Below are 16,609 nucleotides of genomic sequence, written 5' to 3'. Positions count from 1 at the left end.
AACAAAACCATTTAATAAGGTGAAACGTACAGAAATCAAGGATGCCTTGCTGAGCGAGGATCTGGACAAAGAGATCCGGGTGATGGGATGGGTGCGTACCCGACGCACGAGCAAGAATGTATCGTTCATTGCCTTGAACGATGGTTCGGTGATGCACGACCTGCAATTAGTTGTTGATCTGGAGAAAATCCCGGAGGAGCATCTGGCTTTGATGCACACTGGCGCCTCGGTGGCTGCCACCGGCAGGCTGGTGCCTTCTATTGGCAGCGGGCAACGCGTGGAGCTTGCCGTAGCGCAGATCGAACTGTTGGGCGAGGCCAATCCGGACGAGTATCCTTTGCAACCCAAGAAGCACTCACTGGAGTTTTTACGCGAAAAGGCCCACCTGCGTTTCCGCACGCGCACTTTCAGTGCAATTACGCGCCTGAGGCATGCCATGATCTTTGCCATCCATAAGTTTTTCAACGACAGGGGGTTCTACAATATTCATTCGCCCATCATCACCGCATCCGATGCCGAGGGCGCAGGAGAGATGTTCCAGGTAACCACACTGAAACTCGAAAACCTGCCTAAAACCGAGCAAGGTGAGATAGATTACCGTCAGGACTTTTTCGGCCGGAAGGCTAACCTTACGGTTTCGGGTCAGCTTGAGGCTGAGCTGGCTGCCCTGGCCATGAGCAAGGTGTACACTTTTGGTCCCACCTTCAGGGCCGAGAACTCCAATACCAGCCGGCATCTGGCCGAGTTCTGGATGATCGAACCCGAGGTGGCTTTCTACGACATCCACGACAATATGGACCTGGCGGAAGAAATGCTCAAGTATCTCATCAATTATGCCCTGGACCACTGTGCTGATGAACTGCAGTTTTTGAGCAAACGCCAGCAGGAAGAGGAAAAGAATAAAAAGCCCGACGAAAAGTCGATGGAACTTATTGAAAAACTGCGGTTTGTGCTGGCTCATCCCTTTGAGCGCATTACCTACACCGAAGCCATCGAAATTCTGCGCAACAGCAACTACAACAAAAAGGGCAAATTCGCCTATCCCATCAACCACTGGGGTGCCGACCTGCAATCGGAGCATGAGCGGTACCTTGTGGAGAAACACTTCAAAAAGCCCGTCATTCTTACCGACTATCCGCGCGAGATCAAAGCCTTCTATATGAAGCAGAACGACGACGGCAAAACAGTACGTGCCATGGATGTGCTCTTCCCCGGTATTGGCGAAATCATTGGCGGATCGCAGCGTGAGGAAGTGTATGAAAAGCTGCTCAGGCGGATGCACGAAATGCATATCCCTGTCGAAACCATGTGGTGGTATCTGGAAACCCGTAAATTCGGAACTGTGCCACATGCAGGCTTTGGCCTTGGTTTTGAGCGTCTTATGCTTTTTGTGAGCGGTATGAGCAACATTCGCGACGTCATTCCTTTCCCGCGAACCCCGCTCAATTGTGAGTTTTAGGAGCGAAGCAGGAAAAATAAAAATCATACATGCTTAAAAAAACACCAAAACGGGGGCTTGAGTGCATCCCGTTTTTTGTTGTAAATTCGTGCAACAAACCAGCGCGAATACGCCTGCATTGAGGGACTATGCTTAATCAGAGACTACAACAAAAGCTGCTGCAAAAGCTTTCGCCCCAGCAAATCCTGCTGATGAAGCTGTTGCAGATTCCCACTACCGCGCTGGAACAACGCATCAAACAGGAAATTGAAGAAAATCCTGCCCTCGAAATGGAGGAGGACAGCGACAATTTTGAACAGGAAGATGATCTTAACTACGACGACAACGACCAGGACGGCGATGATTACGATGGGGACGATGATGAGGAATACGACAGCCGGGATGACGAATTCACCTTCGACGACTACCTGGAAGACGATGACATTCCTGATTACCGGACTTCGGTGAACAACAACAGCCCCGACGAAAAGGCGGTTGATATCCCCTTTGCCAGTGGCATAAGTTTCCAGGAAATGCTCATTGAGCAGCTGGGCTACCGCAAGCTCGATGAACAAAAACACAAAATTGGACTCTATATCATTGGAAATCTGGATGATGCAGGTTATCTTGCCAGACCGGTAGATGCCATTGTTGACGACCTGCTGTTCACACAAAACATCAAAACCTCGCGCAAGGAAGTGCTCGAGGTGCTTCAGGTGATACAGGAATTTGATCCGCCCGGAGTAGGCGCCCGCAACCTGCAGGAGTGTCTGCTCATTCAGCTGCGCCGCCTAGCTGCCGAAGACCCCGAAACTGATTATCGCCTCCCGATCCTCATCATCGACAGGTTTTTTGAGGAGTTTACCAAGAAACACTACGAAAAAATCCTCAAACGCGGCAACATAAGCGAGGAACAACTCAAAGAAGCACTGAACATCATACTGAAGCTCAACCCCAAGCCCGGCGACTCCATCACCGATTCGCATAATGTCGGGCATTATGTGATCCCCGACTTTATCATCACCAACAACGATGGGGAGCTTGAGCTCAGCCTGACAAGCCGGAATACCCCGGAGCTGCGTGTTTCGCGAAACTATATGGAAATGCTTCAGATGTTCAGCGAAAGCAAAAAGAGCCGCTCCGAAAAAGAGGCATTGATGTTTGTGAAGCAAAAAATTGATGCTGCCAGGTGGTTTATCGATGCCATCAACCAAAGACAAAATACCCTCTACAACACCATGAAAGCCATCATGGAATACCAGCGGGAATATTTTCTCACGGGCGACGAAACCAGGCTCAGGCCAATGATCCTCAAGGATATAGCCGAAATGGTCAACCTCGACATCTCGACCGTTTCGCGCGTGGCCAACAGCAAATACGTACAAACACCATTTGGCACATTCCTGCTTAAGAGTTTCTTCAGCGAATCGATGCAAACCGACGACGGGGAGGAAGTTTCGACACGGGAGATCAAAAAAATCCTGAGCGACTGCATTGCCGCCGAATCAAAAGATAAACCCCTGACCGACGAACAGCTCACCAAAATACTCAACGACAAAGGCTACAACATTGCAAGGCGCACCGTGGCCAAGTATCGCGAGCAACTGGGCATACCGGTAGCCAGATTACGCAAAGAGCTCTGAATCAACATGTCCGAACGCTTTATTCCTATTGCCCGGCTCATTTCATATTTTTTGCATCCCCTGCTTATCCCGAGCTATGCTTATATGATTGCCCTGAGCATCAACGGGCACGAACGGCTGCAGATACCTGCCAATCTGCAATGGTCAACCGGAGGGATTGTGTTGTTGCTCACTGCGCTTGTGCCCTCAATCATTTTCTACATCATGCTGCGGATGGAAATGGTGTCTTCATTGCAGATGCCTCACAGGCAGGAGCGCAACGTACCTATCCTGGTTACTGCACTGCTGTTTTACCTCACCTATCAGTTGCTGAGCTTTTTGGGGATAGCGCCCTTGTTTGGTTTATATATGCTGGCTGCATCCATGCTTTCGTTGCTGGCGCTTGGCTTTAACTATTGGATGAAGATAAGCCTGCACATGGTGGCTTTGGGCGCACTTACAGGTTCGATGGCTGTGTTTACAAAAATTGTGGACGAGCACTACCTGTCCGCTACCCTTGCTGCAACTATAGCAGCCGGCAGCGCAGGCACATCGCGCCTGCTGTTGGGCGCACACCGCCCGATAGAGGTTTATCTGGGATTTGTCCTCGGATTCGTCTGGATGTTTCTTTTGTTTGCACTGGTGAGCTAACCAGGCTCAAGCGAAAAAACGGACTTAACAATCAGAAAGGAGTCAGTGTGATACCAACCGAAACTGGCATAAACTCCGGACCGAGATCGTTGCGAAATACCGGAGCTGGCTGGAAATAACCATAAAGGCTGACCACCTTGTATCCGACACGCAAGGTTGGTCCGAAAGTGTATTTCTCCAAGGAGTTGATTTTCTTGGTCTTGAGGTGCATTGTGGGGCCGTTTTGTACAAGTTGTCCAATATATTTCTCCTTGCTGTCGATGAGTACGCCAAACCTGAAACCCAGGCCAACCTTCCACTTATCGTCGAAGCGGAAACGGAACTCTGCCGGGAAATCGAGGTAAGTGACATTGAGTTTTGCACGTTTGTAGGATAATTTGCTGTCGATGGGCCGGAAAACGATGGTGTCGGCCTGTGTATTCGCGATGCGGGTATTGGTGTAGAAGTTGTGGGTACGCAATCCGGCGCCAATGGCAAACACATGGGGTGTTTCACCCATTTGGAAATTGTAGGTCAGAAAGGTATTGAAGCCCTGATTGATTGACCTGCTTTTCATGTTTGCAGGGGTTTTGGTTGCAAAATCCGTGAAGAGGTCAAAGCCGGCTGACACTTTGGCACTTTTTCCGGTCACCACCACCTGGGCAAAGCCGGGAGCAATTGCAAACATGACGAGCAGGAAGACAAGGACTTTTTTCATTTGCTGATTATTTTGGTATGAATGACAGGGCAAAGGTAAGCATTTGGACTGTTAAACAGGTTCAGGGAGTATTTGCCAGAAGCTGATCAAGGAAACTTCGCATGCTGGTGCTATTCCATTTGGCCGCTCCCGTTTTGTGCATCAGCACTTTACCCTCAGGGCTTATGATCCATGTGGTAGGGATGCTGTTGGTTGCAAAGGCGGGTGGCACGGCATAGCGGTGGTAATGCACAGGCATATCAAAATTTCGTCGTTTCATAAAAGCATCCACTACTGAAGGGTCTTCATCGGTGATGAGCAAAAAGGCCACCTTGGCACCGTAGTCGTTGTAAAGATCTTGTATATCAGGCATTTCTGCTATACAAGGCGGGCACCATGTGGCCCAGAAGTTCAGAAACACCGGTTTGCCTTTGTGGCTGGCCAATGGAATCCATTGGCCGTGCTGGTCCTGCACGCTCCAGTTCCATGCCTCTTCAGGCACAACAAATTGTTTTTCGCTTGAAAGGGTTGAGGGTTTGGGCGCCAGCAGTTTGTTCACAAACGCTGCTATTTCTTTCCTTGTGGCAGGGATGAGCATGCCAATAAGCAGCAGTATGAAAGCCACATCGCTGATGCGTGAAAACAGGCTCTTCGACTTCCAGTCGTTCAGGCGTTTTTTTAGGTAAGCACCGGGTTTAATCATTGGCTTTGTTGTTGAAGTCTGGCACGCTCGTCGAGCAGGCTGTCAATTTCTTCCTGGCTGAGGCCTCCGCGGCTGAGGCGTGCGTCGATCTCCTGAATGGTCAGCCCTTGCTTGTTTTCTTCCTCAATTACGTCCTGAATGGGCTCATCTTCCCCAAGCTCTTCGCGCAATTGCTTGATAAACAAGCTGATCATCTGGCGCATCGGTTCGTTGATCTGCCCCATCATTTCAAACGAAATCTGGTCTTTCATCTGTTCGTAGTTCTTCAGAAAGATCTTCATCTGTTCGAACTGCATGCGGTTGATGCCCGGCAGTTCGTCCACCGGATAACGGTCCATCAGCTTATTGAAAAGCCTGAAGAGTTCTTCTATCTGTTTGCGGAAATCGTTGTCTTCCATAATGATGTTCTCCTGTTAAGATTCATGAAAAACTGACAGCTGGTGTGTCAATTATTTTCGTAGGTGGGTTGTAGCAAAAATCCCGCCAAAAAATCTGTGTTTTTTTTCCTGTTGTTTGAAATAGCCTTCGTTTACCTTTTGCACCTCTTCAACTGTATAGAATGCATTAGGGTTGTGGGTGTTGATGATGGACAATGCACCTTCGAGGTCTTTCTTTTTCACGATGCTGAAAATGATCTGCACGGGGCCGCTTTTGCCCTCGGCATTCACGGCAGTTACGCCATATCCGGCATCGCGCAGGGCTGTTATCAGCGGGGTGGAGTCTTTTTTGGGGATGATGCGGATGACCACCGTGCCCAGACTCATTTTTTCAGCCAGCTGAATTCCGATGTAATTGCCGGCAGCAAAGCCCGCCCCATAGCCAATGTAGCTCATCACGTTATCGAGTTGCTGCATGATCTGACCGATGGCAAGCAACCAGATGATCACCTCGCCAAAACCCAGTATAGGGGCAATGTTTTTGTATCCGCGCGATACCATGATCACACGTATTGTGCCCACAGTTACGTCCACAATCCGTGCAAGGGCAATGAGCAAAGGCAGCACCACCCAATTGTACAAGTCGGTCTGAAAAAAATCCTGCATCTTCTCGCAATTTGAAGGGCCTGCACAAATATACCATCAATTGGGCTGTGCCGGTATATGCGGGGGATCTGGAATGGCCTGCTTATCTTTGCAGCTTGATAAAGAAGATATGGAGAAAGATTTTGTCCCCACCTCATATCGCCTTCAGTCGCAGGCCACTGGCAATATATACGACGATACCGGCTGGTTGCTCGACCCACCGGGCGAAGACAGACCCGCATTGCTCAGGGCAGTTTATGCATCTAAAACGCTGCAACTCAGGGGTAGCGATTATGGGTTATACACCTTTGCTGACTGGCTCCCTGTAAAAAGAATGCTCGCAGGCTCATCGGCTCCGGTTACCTGGCAGAGCAAGGAGTTTGGTAAACACCTGGGATTGAACAATCTGTATATCACCTTCAGTGGATGGTGGCCCGACAGGGGCGCCTTAATGCGTACCTGTTCTTTCAAAGAAACGGAGGCTTATGTGGTTGGCGGGCGCCTCACCGGCTCGGCGGACGAAGGTGTGCTTGTGGTGGCATCGGCAGGTAACACTGCGCGTTCGTTTGCCCAGGTGTGTTCCGATAACGGAATACCTTTGCTGTTGTGTGTGCCACAAGACAACCTCGATGCACTCTGGTTCGAATCTCAACTCAGGCCCAACGTCAAACTGGTTGCCACACCAGCCGGTTCCGATTATTTCGATGCCATTCATCTGTCGAACATCATAGCTTCGCTCGACGGCTTTTTCCCCGAAGGCGGGGCACGCAATGTGGCCCGGCGCGACGGGATGGGAACAACATTCCTTTCGGCGGTCACTTCCATTGGGGCCATTCCGGATTATTACTTTCAGGCCGTTGGCAGCGGCACCGGGGCAATTGCAGCCTGGGAAGCCAACCTGCGGTTGATTGCCGATGGCAGATACGGAAACAACAAGACCCGCCTCATGGTGTCGCAGAACGAACCTTTTCTTCCCATGTACCAGGCGTGGAAAGCCCAATCGAGGCAATTGCCTCAGGCAGATGATGATACCCTTCGCAGGCAGACATCCGAGATAATGGCAGCTGTGCTCTCGAACCGCAAGCCACCCTACGGACTGGCAGGCGGACTTTTTGATGCCCTCGCCGATAGCCGAGGTGAGGTGCTGAAGGTATCGAACGATCAGGCTTTTGCAGCAGCTGCCTTGTTCGAAAAGCTGGAAGGCATTGATATTCATCCGGCTGCTGCTGTGGCTGCGGCTTCCCTCATCCAGGCCGTGGAACAGGGCATGATAGAAAAGGACGCGCTGATCATGCTCAACATTACCGGTGGGGGAGAGAAGCTTTTCAGGAAGCAGATTCATGCACATTTTCTTAAGCCGGAATTGATATTGTCGCCCGGCCTGGGTGAGGCAGAAATTGCAGGTCAAATCCGCGGTTTGTCATGGTAGTTAGGGTTGGTTCGAGTCTTGCCCAAGCCCTGGGTTTTCTCATAGGTCTGACATTATTCTCCTGCGGAAACAGGGACTCAGTCAGGCTGGCCGGGGAGTGGAAGGTGACCGGATTGGAGGCTAAGTTCGACGAGCGCAGGGTGAATCCGCAAACCTTCAATCAGGTGATGGCTTATCTGAAAAAAACACGCCTGGTTTTTGAAAACGACAGCGTGGTGGTTTACGAACGTGCGGGCAGGAAGGATAAGCTAAAATGGTATTTAGATCAAGGGGACAGGGCAGTGATTATTGAGGGCGATGATGCCGTTTTCATTACCTTAAGCCTGAGTGGCAACCGCATGCAAACCACCGAACAGTCACCTTTGGGTCAGGTGGTGCTGGTGTTTACTAAGCAGGATAACTAGTTAGTTGACTGCAGATTCCGGATCCACAAAGCTCATGGTGTAAAGTATGGCTTCGAGCTGGCGGAGGTGGTCGCGTTTGGGCTTGTTGGGCAAATAAACAAAACCTTCCACAGTAATTAGCCGGCCAATACGGTCATCCGGGAAAGTGTACGACAGAAAAGGGCCGGCCATGAAATCGCCCACCACATTCCACATGCCTCGCATTTCGGCAGCAAATGGGGTTACATAATTAGTGGTATTGACCACCCGTGGGGGGAAAAATTCTTTTTCGGTCGACATGAACGAACCTTGTACCGGCCCCGGAATATGCCGTTGCATGATCGAGTCGCGCCTTCCGATCAGAAAGCGGGGATCCAGATCGAGGGTGTCGCGGTAGGGCAGGCTGTAGATGACCAGGCCATAGCTCATTTCGGAGGTTTCGCGCCTGATCCACATGAAGTTAGGCTCCTGCTTGGCGATAAAGAATCCGTCAGGTACAATGAGTTTGATGGCAAAAGTGCGCGCGATCTGCTCTACGATTTTCGCATTGGCAGTGGGTCGGATGATGTTGAGCAAACGTTCACGCTCGGTTTTGTCGTACAGCAGTTTGATGCCATCCTGGTTTTTTTGAAAAGCTTCGACCCATGCATCGGCATCCGGAGCGATGATTTTTACAACACGCTGTGGCTTGGCCCAAAGGTCGCTCCGTGTTTCAACCTCGGCTTCTTTGAGCGAAGGATTAATTTCCACCGCTAAAATATTGCGGTGCTTTTTGAACATGTCCGAAAGTTTGTCCAGGTTGATGTTCGACAAACGGTAGATAGGTTCTTCCTGAGGCAGACCGTATTGCGGTTGACCGAAAAAGGCCCTCAGTGTCTCACCAATGTTTCCTTCCCACTGTGCTGAGTTTTGCGTGACAACCAGAATCTCGCTGCCGGCACCTACCGATCTGGACAAGCGTTCGCGGTTTTCATTACGGCTGCAGGCGGCCGTGAGCATTGCAAACACTACAACGGTAAGTAGCGTAGCAATCGAATTGCGGTGCATGCTGTCGATGTTCATGGGCTATCAGGTTACGGAGCTTATTTTCAGGCGTTGTCCGGGCACGATGCGTGCGTTTCCTCTCAGGTTGTTGAGCTTTTTTATTTGTTCTACGGTTACTCCGTCGAAGCGGCGGGCAATGTCCCAAAGGGTATCGCCCGGTTTTACAGTGTAGTAAACGAATTTTCCGTTGCTTTTGGCTGTAGCAGCGGAGGCTGATTGCGAGGGCTCCGGCGGATAGACACGAAGCTTCTGACCGACTTGAAGGTTATTGGATTTCAGGTTGTTCCATTCCCTGAGGTCAGTTACGCTGCATTTGTATTTGTTGGCAATGCTGCTCAGGTTTTCGCCTTTCTGGACAATGTGTGTGGTGGTGCGTGTGGAACGTGCCACAGGTGCTTGTCCGGGATTCGGCGCCGTACCTCCGCTGGTATAGATTGTCAGGCGTTGTCCGACCCTCAGGTTGGTGGATTTCAGGTTATTCCATGTCTGGAGTTGTTTCACGGTTACCCCGTACCTTTTGGCAATCAAACCCAGGTTTTCTCCACTTTTGACGGTATGTACCCTTTGCTCGCTGACTTTTTTAACTTCTTCGATAAGTGTCTGTTGCTGAACGCCTTTACGGGTTACATAGGCATAAAGCTGCTGTTCGTTGTCCAAAAATGCGCCCACATATTGCGAGGGGATACGCAGCACATAAGGCTGATCAGGCGTGGCAGGGATGATGCCTGCTTTGAACTGGGGGTTAAAAAACCTGAGGTCGGCCATGGGTATGCCAAGCAATTCGTTGAGCTGCTCGAACGAAATAAGGTCGCGCACCGTCACCGTGTCGGTGCCATACATCATCATGCCCGGATGCGCGGGGTAAATGTTGTGTTCCGAGGCATAGTTGATCACGTAGGTAACTGCGATGAATGCAGGCACATAGCCCCTGGTTTCGCGCGGGAGATAAGGCCAGATGGCCCAGTAATTCTTAACTCCGCCGGCCCTGCGGATGGCCCGGTTTACATTACCCGCGCCGGCATTGTATGCTGCCATAACCAGCAGCCAGTCTTCGTAAATGTTGTATAGATCGACCATGTGCTGGCAGGCGGCCTCAGTGGATTTGAGCGGATCGAAGCGATCGTCCACCAAAGAACTCACTTTCAGCCCATATACCTTGCCGGTGCCATACATGAACTGCCACAGGCCTTTTGCACCCATGGGGGAACCTGCCGTGGGATTGAGTGCCGACTCCACCATGGCCAGGTATTTCATTTCCAGTGGAATGTTGTACCTGTCGAGCATCTCCTCAAACATTGGAAAATACACGTACGACAAACCGAGCATTCTGCTGGTCAGGCCGCGCTTTCGCACGGCATACAAGTCGATGAAGCTGCGCACATGCTGGTTATAGGTGAGCGGGATAGGCGTCTGACGGTCGAGCGCCTCGATGCGTGCGCGATAGACACTGTCGGAGAAGGTAGGAACTTCGTCCGGAGCATAGCCGTAACGGTTAAGTGTCGAAGGATCAACCCAATACAGGCTGTCGTTGAAATATCTTATTCTGTAAAGACTATCAAGCATGCGCACAATGGGCGATTCGTCGAGAAAAATCACCTTAGCCTGCTCATCAAGGAAGTTTTCTTCAATATTGATTGTGGTATCGCCTACGATGAAATTGGAGGTATCAGGCTCTATTTCTTCAAATTCCGATTGTGCAATGGCCGCCACCATCAGGCAGATGGCCAGATAAAAAGCAAAGAGTAACTTTTTGATCATCCTTTCAAACAAAAGTTTTGCCTGAAACCACATTGGATTTCAGCGCATAAAGATATTAGTGAATATTTGTTGTCAGGTCAAAACCCGCAGGCAAACGCAACAAGTAAGGTAAATGTTGTGATCCGGAGGCCGGGCCTCCGAAAAAAATGAACTTTGCAGGCACGCGAAAGGTTGACGGTCCCGTCATTTTTCCGTTTTGGTGTTGTCTCCCTTACCTGGGCTGTCGCTGTTCATGCCATCCTTGAATTCTTTAATTCCACGGCCCAGGCCACGCATCAGCTCCGGAATTTTGCGGCCACCAAAAAGAAGCAGTACCACAAGCACAATCAGAATAATCTCGGTAGGCCCAAGCATTCCAAGAAGAATAGCTAAACTCATATGCATGATTTATGGGCAAATATACAATAATTTCGTTCGGGGGTCGAGGGGCTTTATTTACCTTTGGGCAGTTATATTTATGTTTTCTTAACCTTTTGGCCAATGATTTCCAGGGTTTTACTGTTCATCGTTTTTTTCATTCCGTTTTTCTCGGCAGCTCAGGTGCCCTATGCCACTGAACGCGATTTCAGGGCTTTGCATTACCTCTCGGCCGAGGAAATGGAACTGCCTGTCACAACAAACGTCAATTTTGTCGAGACTCCGCCGCCGGTGGGTCCTGTACGCATGGCGGCCGAATTCGAACCTGCGCAGGGGGTGCTCATCCGCTATCCTTTCGGCATCCCCTACAGCCTGATACGCGAAATGGCAGCCTACACAAATGTCATCACCCTTGTTTCCAGCCAGAGCCAGGCCAACACCGTGCTCAACCTGTATCAGCAAAACAATGTGAACACCCTCAATTGCAGCTTCTTAATCGCTCCGACCGACAGTTACTGGACGCGCGACTATGGCCCCTGGTTTGTGTTCGACGGCAACAACCAGCCCGGTATTGTTGACTTTCCTTACAACCGGCCCCGCCCTAACGATAACAATATACCTCCGGTGGTGGCCAATCATATGGGGATCAATTTGTTTGGGATGAATGTGAAGCATACCGGAGGCAATATGATGGCCGACGGGCTGGGCATAGGCGCCAGTACCGATCTGGTGTGGGAGGAGAATACCAACCTGACACAGGCGCAAATCCGGCAGAAGTTTCTCGATTATCTTGGCATTTCACGCTACGACGTGCTTCCTGACCCCCTGGGCGACTACATCAAGCACATTGATTGCTGGGGGAAGTACCTGGCTCCCGACAAAGTTCTCATCGGTAGGGTAGCGCCCACCGATCCGCGTTACAATGCCTACGAAGCTGTTGCAAACTACTTTGCCACCACGCCCAGCTCGTGGGGCTATCCTTACAAGGTTTACAGGGTTTTTACCCCTGGAGGTAATCCTGCCACACCTTATACCAACTCACTCATTTTAAATAACAAGGTGTTTGTGCCCACCACTGGCAGCCCACACGATGCCCAGGCCATTCAGGTATATCAGCAGGCCATGCCGGGCTACCAGATCATACCTATCCAGTACAACAGCTGGCAGAATACGGATGCCCTGCATTGCCGCACCCACGAGATTGCCGACAAAGGCATGCTGTTCGTTGATCACCGTCCAAAATACGGCACCCTGGCCTGGCAAGATTCGGTAGCCATTGGTGCTCGCATTATTCCTTATTCCGGCCAGGAACTGTACGCCGACTCCCTGCTGATCCATTACACCGTCAACAATTCCGGGCCTTACACTGCTAAACTGCTGCCCGGCATTGGCGATTTGTACACCGGATTCATTAAAAATTACAGCAGTTTCGATACCATTCGCTACTACCTTTCGGCAGCTGATGCATCTGGCAGGCGCATAAAACATCCTTACATGGGCGCCCTCGATCCGCATCAGTTTGTGATGTCGGAGCAGCTGTTTGCCAACCTGCTCATCGAACCCGATACCTTGGTGTGGGACGTTTATGAACCATTTAAAACCGTAAAAATTACCAACCGCACCGGCGGAAATGTCAGCATCACTTCGGTTGAAAACAACTTTGCCTACACCTACCTCGAGGGGAGCGTGGCTCCGGTTTCACTTTCTCATCTGGATTCCCTGCTTGTTGAGGTGCATTTGCAAGTGCCGGTAGCAACACAGCATCCCGGGGGCTATGCCACAGGCACGCTGGATATTGTTTCCTCCGCAGGAACTTACCAGGTGACCATCATGGTCAACGAGGACCTGGTTTCCGGACTGGTTGCAGAACAGCAAGGCAGGGTTGTGGTGTATCCCAATCCATTTGAAGGCGAGCTCAGTTTTACCTTATATGGCATGAAGGGCGTAATGCAGCTGCAGTTGTTCGACCTTCGCGGTACGCTTATGCTGGAGGATCGCTTTTTGGTGGTTGACAACGGAAACAGATTTACCATACAGACTTCCACCTTGCCTGCCGGGATTTACTTTTACAGAATGCTCGGAGCGAGCGGGGTGTTAACAGGCAGGATTATCCGGAAATAACGCACTATACCTTCCTCTAAACACAAAAGCCCGTCAGACGAAATGTCTGACGGGCTTTTGCGTTGTGAGAACAGCTCAGACCAGCACTTGCGAAAGATAGACGGCAGCAGCCAGCGCAGCCACGATGATCCAGAATGTGAGTGTGCGTGGCAGGTCGTCTTTTTCGGGTTGATAGTCGAATTCGCTGTTTTTCATATAGTTAAAGTTATTATCTGAAACGAGGACCCGTGCGCCTTCCGTTTTCCCATATTGTGACAAAAGCATCGCTTACACCATTTTCACGCCGCAATTTGTCGCGCATGGCCATTGCTTCTTCCATGGTAGAAAACGAACCAACCGAATAGACATAAAATTGCTCAAAGCGGTCTTCGGTAATCTCATTTTCGTTCAGTTTGAACCGTTTTGCCAGTGTGGCCTTGCTGAATGGACGATTAGAGGCAAAAATCTGCACCCTGAATTCGCTTGCTGGAACTGATGCTACTGGCTGAGCTACAGGTATTTCGGTTATAGTTTCAGGCTGTGACTGTTCCGGAGTGACTATGGTAACCGGTTCAGGTTGCGGGGTCTCAGCAGGAAGTTCGAGCACGGGAGTAAACTGGATATTGTCGGTCACATCTTTCTTCTCCTGAGGTTCTTCTTCTTCTTTTTTAGGTGGCAGATTCGACCATAAATCAAGTCCGGCCTGGTTGTTATCCGACGCCCATGCCAGATCGTCACCTCCACCGCGTTGCCCGAATTTGTAAACAACCCCCAGCGTAAAGTGGTTATATACATCATAGCGGAATTTAGATTTCCAGGTGTCCAGCAAGTCGTTGTCGATGCCTTTATTGGTTATTTCTACCCGAAAGTCAAGCTTGTCCGAAAGCCGGAAGTCGGCACCCAGTCCGCCCAGCAGGATACCTGAAAGGGTTGTGCCGCCAATGCCACGTCCGTTGCCATATCCGCGCTTGGCAAGCACATTGCCGGTGCTGTATTGGTAGAGGGTCGTGTTGTAGTTTATGGCGCCAATCCCCGCAACCACAAAGAAATCGGCAAACCGGGTGTTGTCGTAGCCGGTGAAAATGTTGACGGGATAGATAAGTGCTGTGAGTCCGGATTCCCAGATAAACGATTGAAAATGCACATCCCAGGCCTTGCGTGTGCCCACCACATGGGTGTATGCGAGATGTGCCCGCGCAGCTAACCAGTCGTTAACACGTCGCTCACCGCCAAGTGCGGCGACGTAACGCAGTTCGCCTCTGTCGCGTAATGTGGGCAGCAAGGGGTTTGTTTTCACATCGCCAAGAAACACGGAAGTTCCCACCGCAGCCGAAACATTCCAGCCCCGGTTGTCACCGCCAGCCTCCATGCTTTCTTCCGTGGATTGGGCATTTACTGTTGCACAAAAAAACAAGCCCATCATCAATGTTGCAAGAACCTTTGAGAGATGCCGAACGTTCATTTTGGTTGTTGTTTTACGGTCCAATGTGCGAAAATAATCACTAAAGTACCACATTTCAACTATTTAGGGAGAAAAATCTGTTCAAGACGACAAAAATATAAAGTGTCAGAGATCGCTATGCGGGCCTGACACCCAACTTTTACCATGAAAAACAGAAAATTGTTACAATATTAGGCACAAACAGATACAAGGCCAGGACAAAAGACTAAGCTTCGTTGTTAGCCGCATTTCGCAATTGTTCCTGCCATTGTTCGATTTCCTCAAGCTGAAGCGCAGGCAGATCGAGTTTATTTTTTTTGCGGTATCCGTTCAATTTTTGTTGCAGCACCTGAGGTTTTTCGTTCATCACTTCATCGGCTGAGGTGTAACCGGCTTTCACCAGGTGTTCGGCCCAGGCCTCGCTCACGCCTTTTTCGATAAGTTCCTGAGGGCTAAAAGGTTTGCGGAATTTTTCGGGCCGCATCTGGGGGAAGAAAAGTACTTCCTGAATGGAGGCCTGATTGGTGAGCAGCATCACTAGACGGTCGATGCCAATGCCCATGCCTGCTGTGGGAGGCATGCCAAATTCGAGTGCACGCAAAAAGTCGTAATCGATAAACATGGCTTCGTCGTCGCCTCTTTCCGAAAGCCTGAGCTGTTCTTCGAACCGTGCCCGCTGGTCGATGGGGTCGTTGAGCTCGGTGTAGGCATTGGCAATTTCCTTGCCGTTGATCATGAGTTCGAAGCGTTCGGTGAGCTCCGGGTTGTCGCGGTGCCTTTTGCACAGGGGCGACATCTCCACAGGATAATCGGTGATGAAGGTTGGCTGGATGTAGTGGTGCTCGCATTTTTCACCGAATATGGCATCGATCAGCTTGCCCTTGCCCATGCTGGCATCTACTTCAATTTCGAGCTTCCGGCACACTTCGAGCAACTCTTTTTCGGTCATTCCGCTGAGATCGAAGCCTGTGTGTTTTTTGATGGCTTCAAGAATGGGCACCCTTTCAAACGGACGTTTGAAGCTGATATCCACGCCATTGACCTGAATGGTGGTGCCTCCGGTCACTTCGGTTACTACCCGTTCGAGCATTTCTTCGGTGAAGTCCATCATCCATTTGTAGTCCTTGTAGGCCACATAGATTTCCATGACCGTGAACTCCGGGTTGTGGGTGCGGTCCATGCCTTCGTTACGGAAGTCTTTGGCAAATTCATATACCCCGCTGAAACCACCGACAATCAACCTTTTGAGATAAAGCTCGTTGGCTATGCGCAGGTACAACGGAATGTCGAGGGCGTTGTGGTGGGTGATGAATGGCCGTGCTGCGGCGCCACCAGGAATGGGTTGCAGGATGGGGGTTTCAACTTCGAGGTAGCCCTGTTCGTTGAAAAATTGCCGCATAGCGTTGATGGTTTTGGTGCGTTTGATGAATGTTTCGCGCACCTGCGGGTTCACAATCAGGTCCACATAACGCATTCTGTAGCGCAGCTCGGGGTCGGTGAATGCATCATAAACCTGCCCGTCTTTTTCCTTGACAATGGGGAGCGGGCGGAGCGATTTGGCAAGCACTTTCATGCTGGTTACATGAATGGTGATTTCGCCCATCTGGGTGCGAAACACAAAGCCGGTCACGCCAATGATGTCGCCTATGTCGAGCAGGCGTTTTACGACGGTATTGTAAAGGGTTTTGTCCTCACCCGGGCAAAGGTCGTCGCGTTTGAAATAGAGCTGTATGCGACCTTCGGAGTCCTGCAGTTCCATGAAGGAGGCTGCACCCATGATGCGCCGGCTCATGATTCGCCCGGCAATGCTGACGTTCTGAAAGGCATCTGGCTGCTGATCAAATTCGTTATGAATCTGCATAGTGGTGACGGTTACCGGGTATCCTTCCTGCGGATAGGGGTTGATGCCAAGTTGTTGGAGTTCGGCCAGTGCATTGCGCCGTACAATTTCCTGCTCGCTGAGTATCATGCGGTTCAAAAATTTT

General features: G+C 50.5%; 15 protein-coding genes. 6 read left to right on the top strand and 9 right to left on the bottom strand.

Annotated elements, in window-relative coordinates:
• The first annotated feature begins 19 nt into the window (after positions 1-19).
• The 3 genes from asnS (at position 20) to IPM52_08040 (ending at position 3,711) form a co-directional block, all read left to right on the top strand.
• Positions 20-1,459 (top strand): asparagine--tRNA ligase, encoded by a 1,440-nt coding sequence (gene asnS, locus IPM52_08050; GenBank protein MBK9291563.1) that lies wholly within the window; start codon positions 20-22, stop codon positions 1,457-1,459.
• A 128-nt stretch (positions 1,460-1,587) separates the two neighbouring features.
• On the top strand, positions 1,588-3,081 hold the full coding sequence (gene rpoN / locus IPM52_08045; GenBank protein ID MBK9291562.1) for an RNA polymerase factor sigma-54: 1,494 nt from the start codon (positions 1,588-1,590) through the stop codon (positions 3,079-3,081).
• Positions 3,082-3,087: 6 nt separating this feature from the next.
• Positions 3,088-3,711, top strand: coding sequence for a hypothetical protein (locus IPM52_08040; protein ID MBK9291561.1), 624 nt, complete (start codon positions 3,088-3,090; stop codon positions 3,709-3,711).
• Positions 3,712-3,742: 31 nt separating this feature from the next.
• Here the strand turns inward: IPM52_08040 and IPM52_08035 are convergent, their stop codons facing one another.
• The 4 genes from IPM52_08035 to IPM52_08020 all read right to left on the bottom strand — a co-directional run bounded on the left by IPM52_08035 (position 3,743) and on the right by IPM52_08020 (position 6,133).
• On the bottom strand, positions 3,743-4,408 hold the full coding sequence (locus IPM52_08035; protein MBK9291560.1) for an outer membrane beta-barrel protein: 666 nt from the start codon (positions 4,406-4,408) through the stop codon (positions 3,743-3,745).
• 61 nt (positions 4,409-4,469) lie between these two features.
• A complete protein-coding gene (locus IPM52_08030; GenBank protein MBK9291559.1) occupies positions 4,470-5,090 on the bottom strand; it encodes a redoxin domain-containing protein in 621 nt (206 codons plus the stop codon).
• On the bottom strand, positions 5,087-5,488 hold the full coding sequence (locus IPM52_08025) for a hypothetical protein (protein MBK9291558.1): 402 nt from the start codon (positions 5,486-5,488) through the stop codon (positions 5,087-5,089). Before IPM52_08025 ends, IPM52_08030 begins: the two co-directional genes overlap by 4 nt.
• 51 nt (positions 5,489-5,539) lie before the next feature.
• Positions 5,540-6,133, bottom strand: a complete 594-nt coding sequence (locus IPM52_08020) for a DUF2179 domain-containing protein (GenBank protein ID MBK9291557.1) — start codon at positions 6,131-6,133, stop codon at positions 5,540-5,542.
• Between the two features lie 109 nt (positions 6,134-6,242).
• On the opposite strand from IPM52_08020, the gene IPM52_08015 reads away from it, so the two are divergent.
• Together IPM52_08015 and IPM52_08010 are read left to right on the top strand one after the other, a co-directional pair.
• The gene (locus IPM52_08015; GenBank protein ID MBK9291556.1) at positions 6,243-7,541 is read left to right on the top strand and encodes a cysteate synthase; all 1,299 of its coding nucleotides are present in this window, start codon (positions 6,243-6,245) and stop codon (positions 7,539-7,541) included.
• Complete coding sequence (locus IPM52_08010) at positions 7,535-7,945, top strand: hypothetical protein (protein MBK9291555.1); 411 nt, start codon at positions 7,535-7,537, stop codon at positions 7,943-7,945. Before IPM52_08015 ends, IPM52_08010 begins: the two co-directional genes overlap by 7 nt.
• Here the strand turns inward: IPM52_08010 and IPM52_08005 are convergent, their stop codons facing one another.
• The 3 genes from IPM52_08005 to tatA all read right to left on the bottom strand — a co-directional run bounded on the left by IPM52_08005 (position 7,946) and on the right by tatA (position 11,104).
• A complete protein-coding gene (locus tag IPM52_08005) occupies positions 7,946-8,986 on the bottom strand; it encodes a DUF4837 family protein (GenBank protein ID MBK9291554.1) in 1,041 nt (346 codons plus the stop codon). It lies immediately after the preceding gene.
• A 6-nt stretch (positions 8,987-8,992) separates the two neighbouring features.
• Positions 8,993-10,726: a LysM peptidoglycan-binding domain-containing protein gene (locus tag IPM52_08000; GenBank protein MBK9291553.1), complete on the bottom strand. Its 1,734-nt coding sequence runs from the start codon at positions 10,724-10,726 to the stop codon at positions 8,993-8,995.
• 183 nt (positions 10,727-10,909) lie between these two features.
• On the bottom strand, positions 10,910-11,104 hold the full coding sequence (gene tatA, locus IPM52_07995) for a twin-arginine translocase TatA/TatE family subunit (GenBank protein ID MBK9291552.1): 195 nt from the start codon (positions 11,102-11,104) through the stop codon (positions 10,910-10,912).
• A 102-nt stretch (positions 11,105-11,206) separates the two neighbouring features.
• Here tatA and IPM52_07990 point away from each other — a divergent pair, with 102 nt between their 5' ends.
• Positions 11,207-13,204, top strand: coding sequence for an agmatine deiminase family protein (locus tag IPM52_07990; GenBank protein ID MBK9291551.1), 1,998 nt, complete (start codon positions 11,207-11,209; stop codon positions 13,202-13,204).
• Between the two features lie 208 nt (positions 13,205-13,412).
• Here IPM52_07990 and IPM52_07985 read toward each other — a convergent pair whose 3' ends face one another.
• On the bottom strand, positions 13,413-14,645 hold the full coding sequence (locus IPM52_07985; GenBank protein ID MBK9291550.1) for a hypothetical protein: 1,233 nt from the start codon (positions 14,643-14,645) through the stop codon (positions 13,413-13,415).
• A gap of 205 nt (positions 14,646-14,850) precedes the next feature.
• Complete coding sequence (gene lysS / locus IPM52_07980; protein ID MBK9291549.1) at positions 14,851-16,602, bottom strand: lysine--tRNA ligase; 1,752 nt, start codon at positions 16,600-16,602, stop codon at positions 14,851-14,853.
• Positions 16,603-16,609 lie beyond the last annotated feature (7 nt).

Source organism: Bacteroidota bacterium (assembly GCA_016715945.1).
Classification (GTDB): domain Bacteria; phylum Bacteroidota; class Bacteroidia; order Bacteroidales; family F082; genus JALNZU01.
This window is presented reverse-complemented; position numbering and strand designations above follow the sequence as displayed.

Coding starts and splice junctions, on each gene's coding strand:
- rpoN (MBK9291562.1), top strand. CDS start 1,588: ATGCTTAATCAGAGACTACAACAAAAGCTGCTGCAAAAGCTTTCGCCC.
- IPM52_08040 (MBK9291561.1), top strand. CDS start 3,088: ATGTCCGAACGCTTTATTCCTATTGCCCGGCTCATTTCATATTTTTTG.
- IPM52_08035 (MBK9291560.1), bottom strand. CDS start 4,408: ATGAAAAAAGTCCTTGTCTTCCTGCTCGTCATGTTTGCAATTGCTCCC.
- IPM52_08030 (MBK9291559.1), bottom strand. CDS start 5,090: ATGATTAAACCCGGTGCTTACCTAAAAAAACGCCTGAACGACTGGAAG.
- IPM52_08025 (MBK9291558.1), bottom strand. CDS start 5,488: ATGGAAGACAACGATTTCCGCAAACAGATAGAAGAACTCTTCAGGCTT.
- IPM52_08020 (MBK9291557.1), bottom strand. CDS start 6,133: ATGCAGGATTTTTTTCAGACCGACTTGTACAATTGGGTGGTGCTGCCT.
- IPM52_08015 (MBK9291556.1), top strand. CDS start 6,243: ATGGAGAAAGATTTTGTCCCCACCTCATATCGCCTTCAGTCGCAGGCC.
- IPM52_08010 (MBK9291555.1), top strand. CDS start 7,535: ATGGTAGTTAGGGTTGGTTCGAGTCTTGCCCAAGCCCTGGGTTTTCTC.
- IPM52_08005 (MBK9291554.1), bottom strand. CDS start 8,986: ATGAACATCGACAGCATGCACCGCAATTCGATTGCTACGCTACTTACC.
- IPM52_08000 (MBK9291553.1), bottom strand. CDS start 10,726: ATGATCAAAAAGTTACTCTTTGCTTTTTATCTGGCCATCTGCCTGATG.
- tatA (MBK9291552.1), bottom strand. CDS start 11,104: ATGAGTTTAGCTATTCTTCTTGGAATGCTTGGGCCTACCGAGATTATT.
- IPM52_07990 (MBK9291551.1), top strand. CDS start 11,207: ATGATTTCCAGGGTTTTACTGTTCATCGTTTTTTTCATTCCGTTTTTC.
- IPM52_07985 (MBK9291550.1), bottom strand. CDS start 14,645: ATGAACGTTCGGCATCTCTCAAAGGTTCTTGCAACATTGATGATGGGC.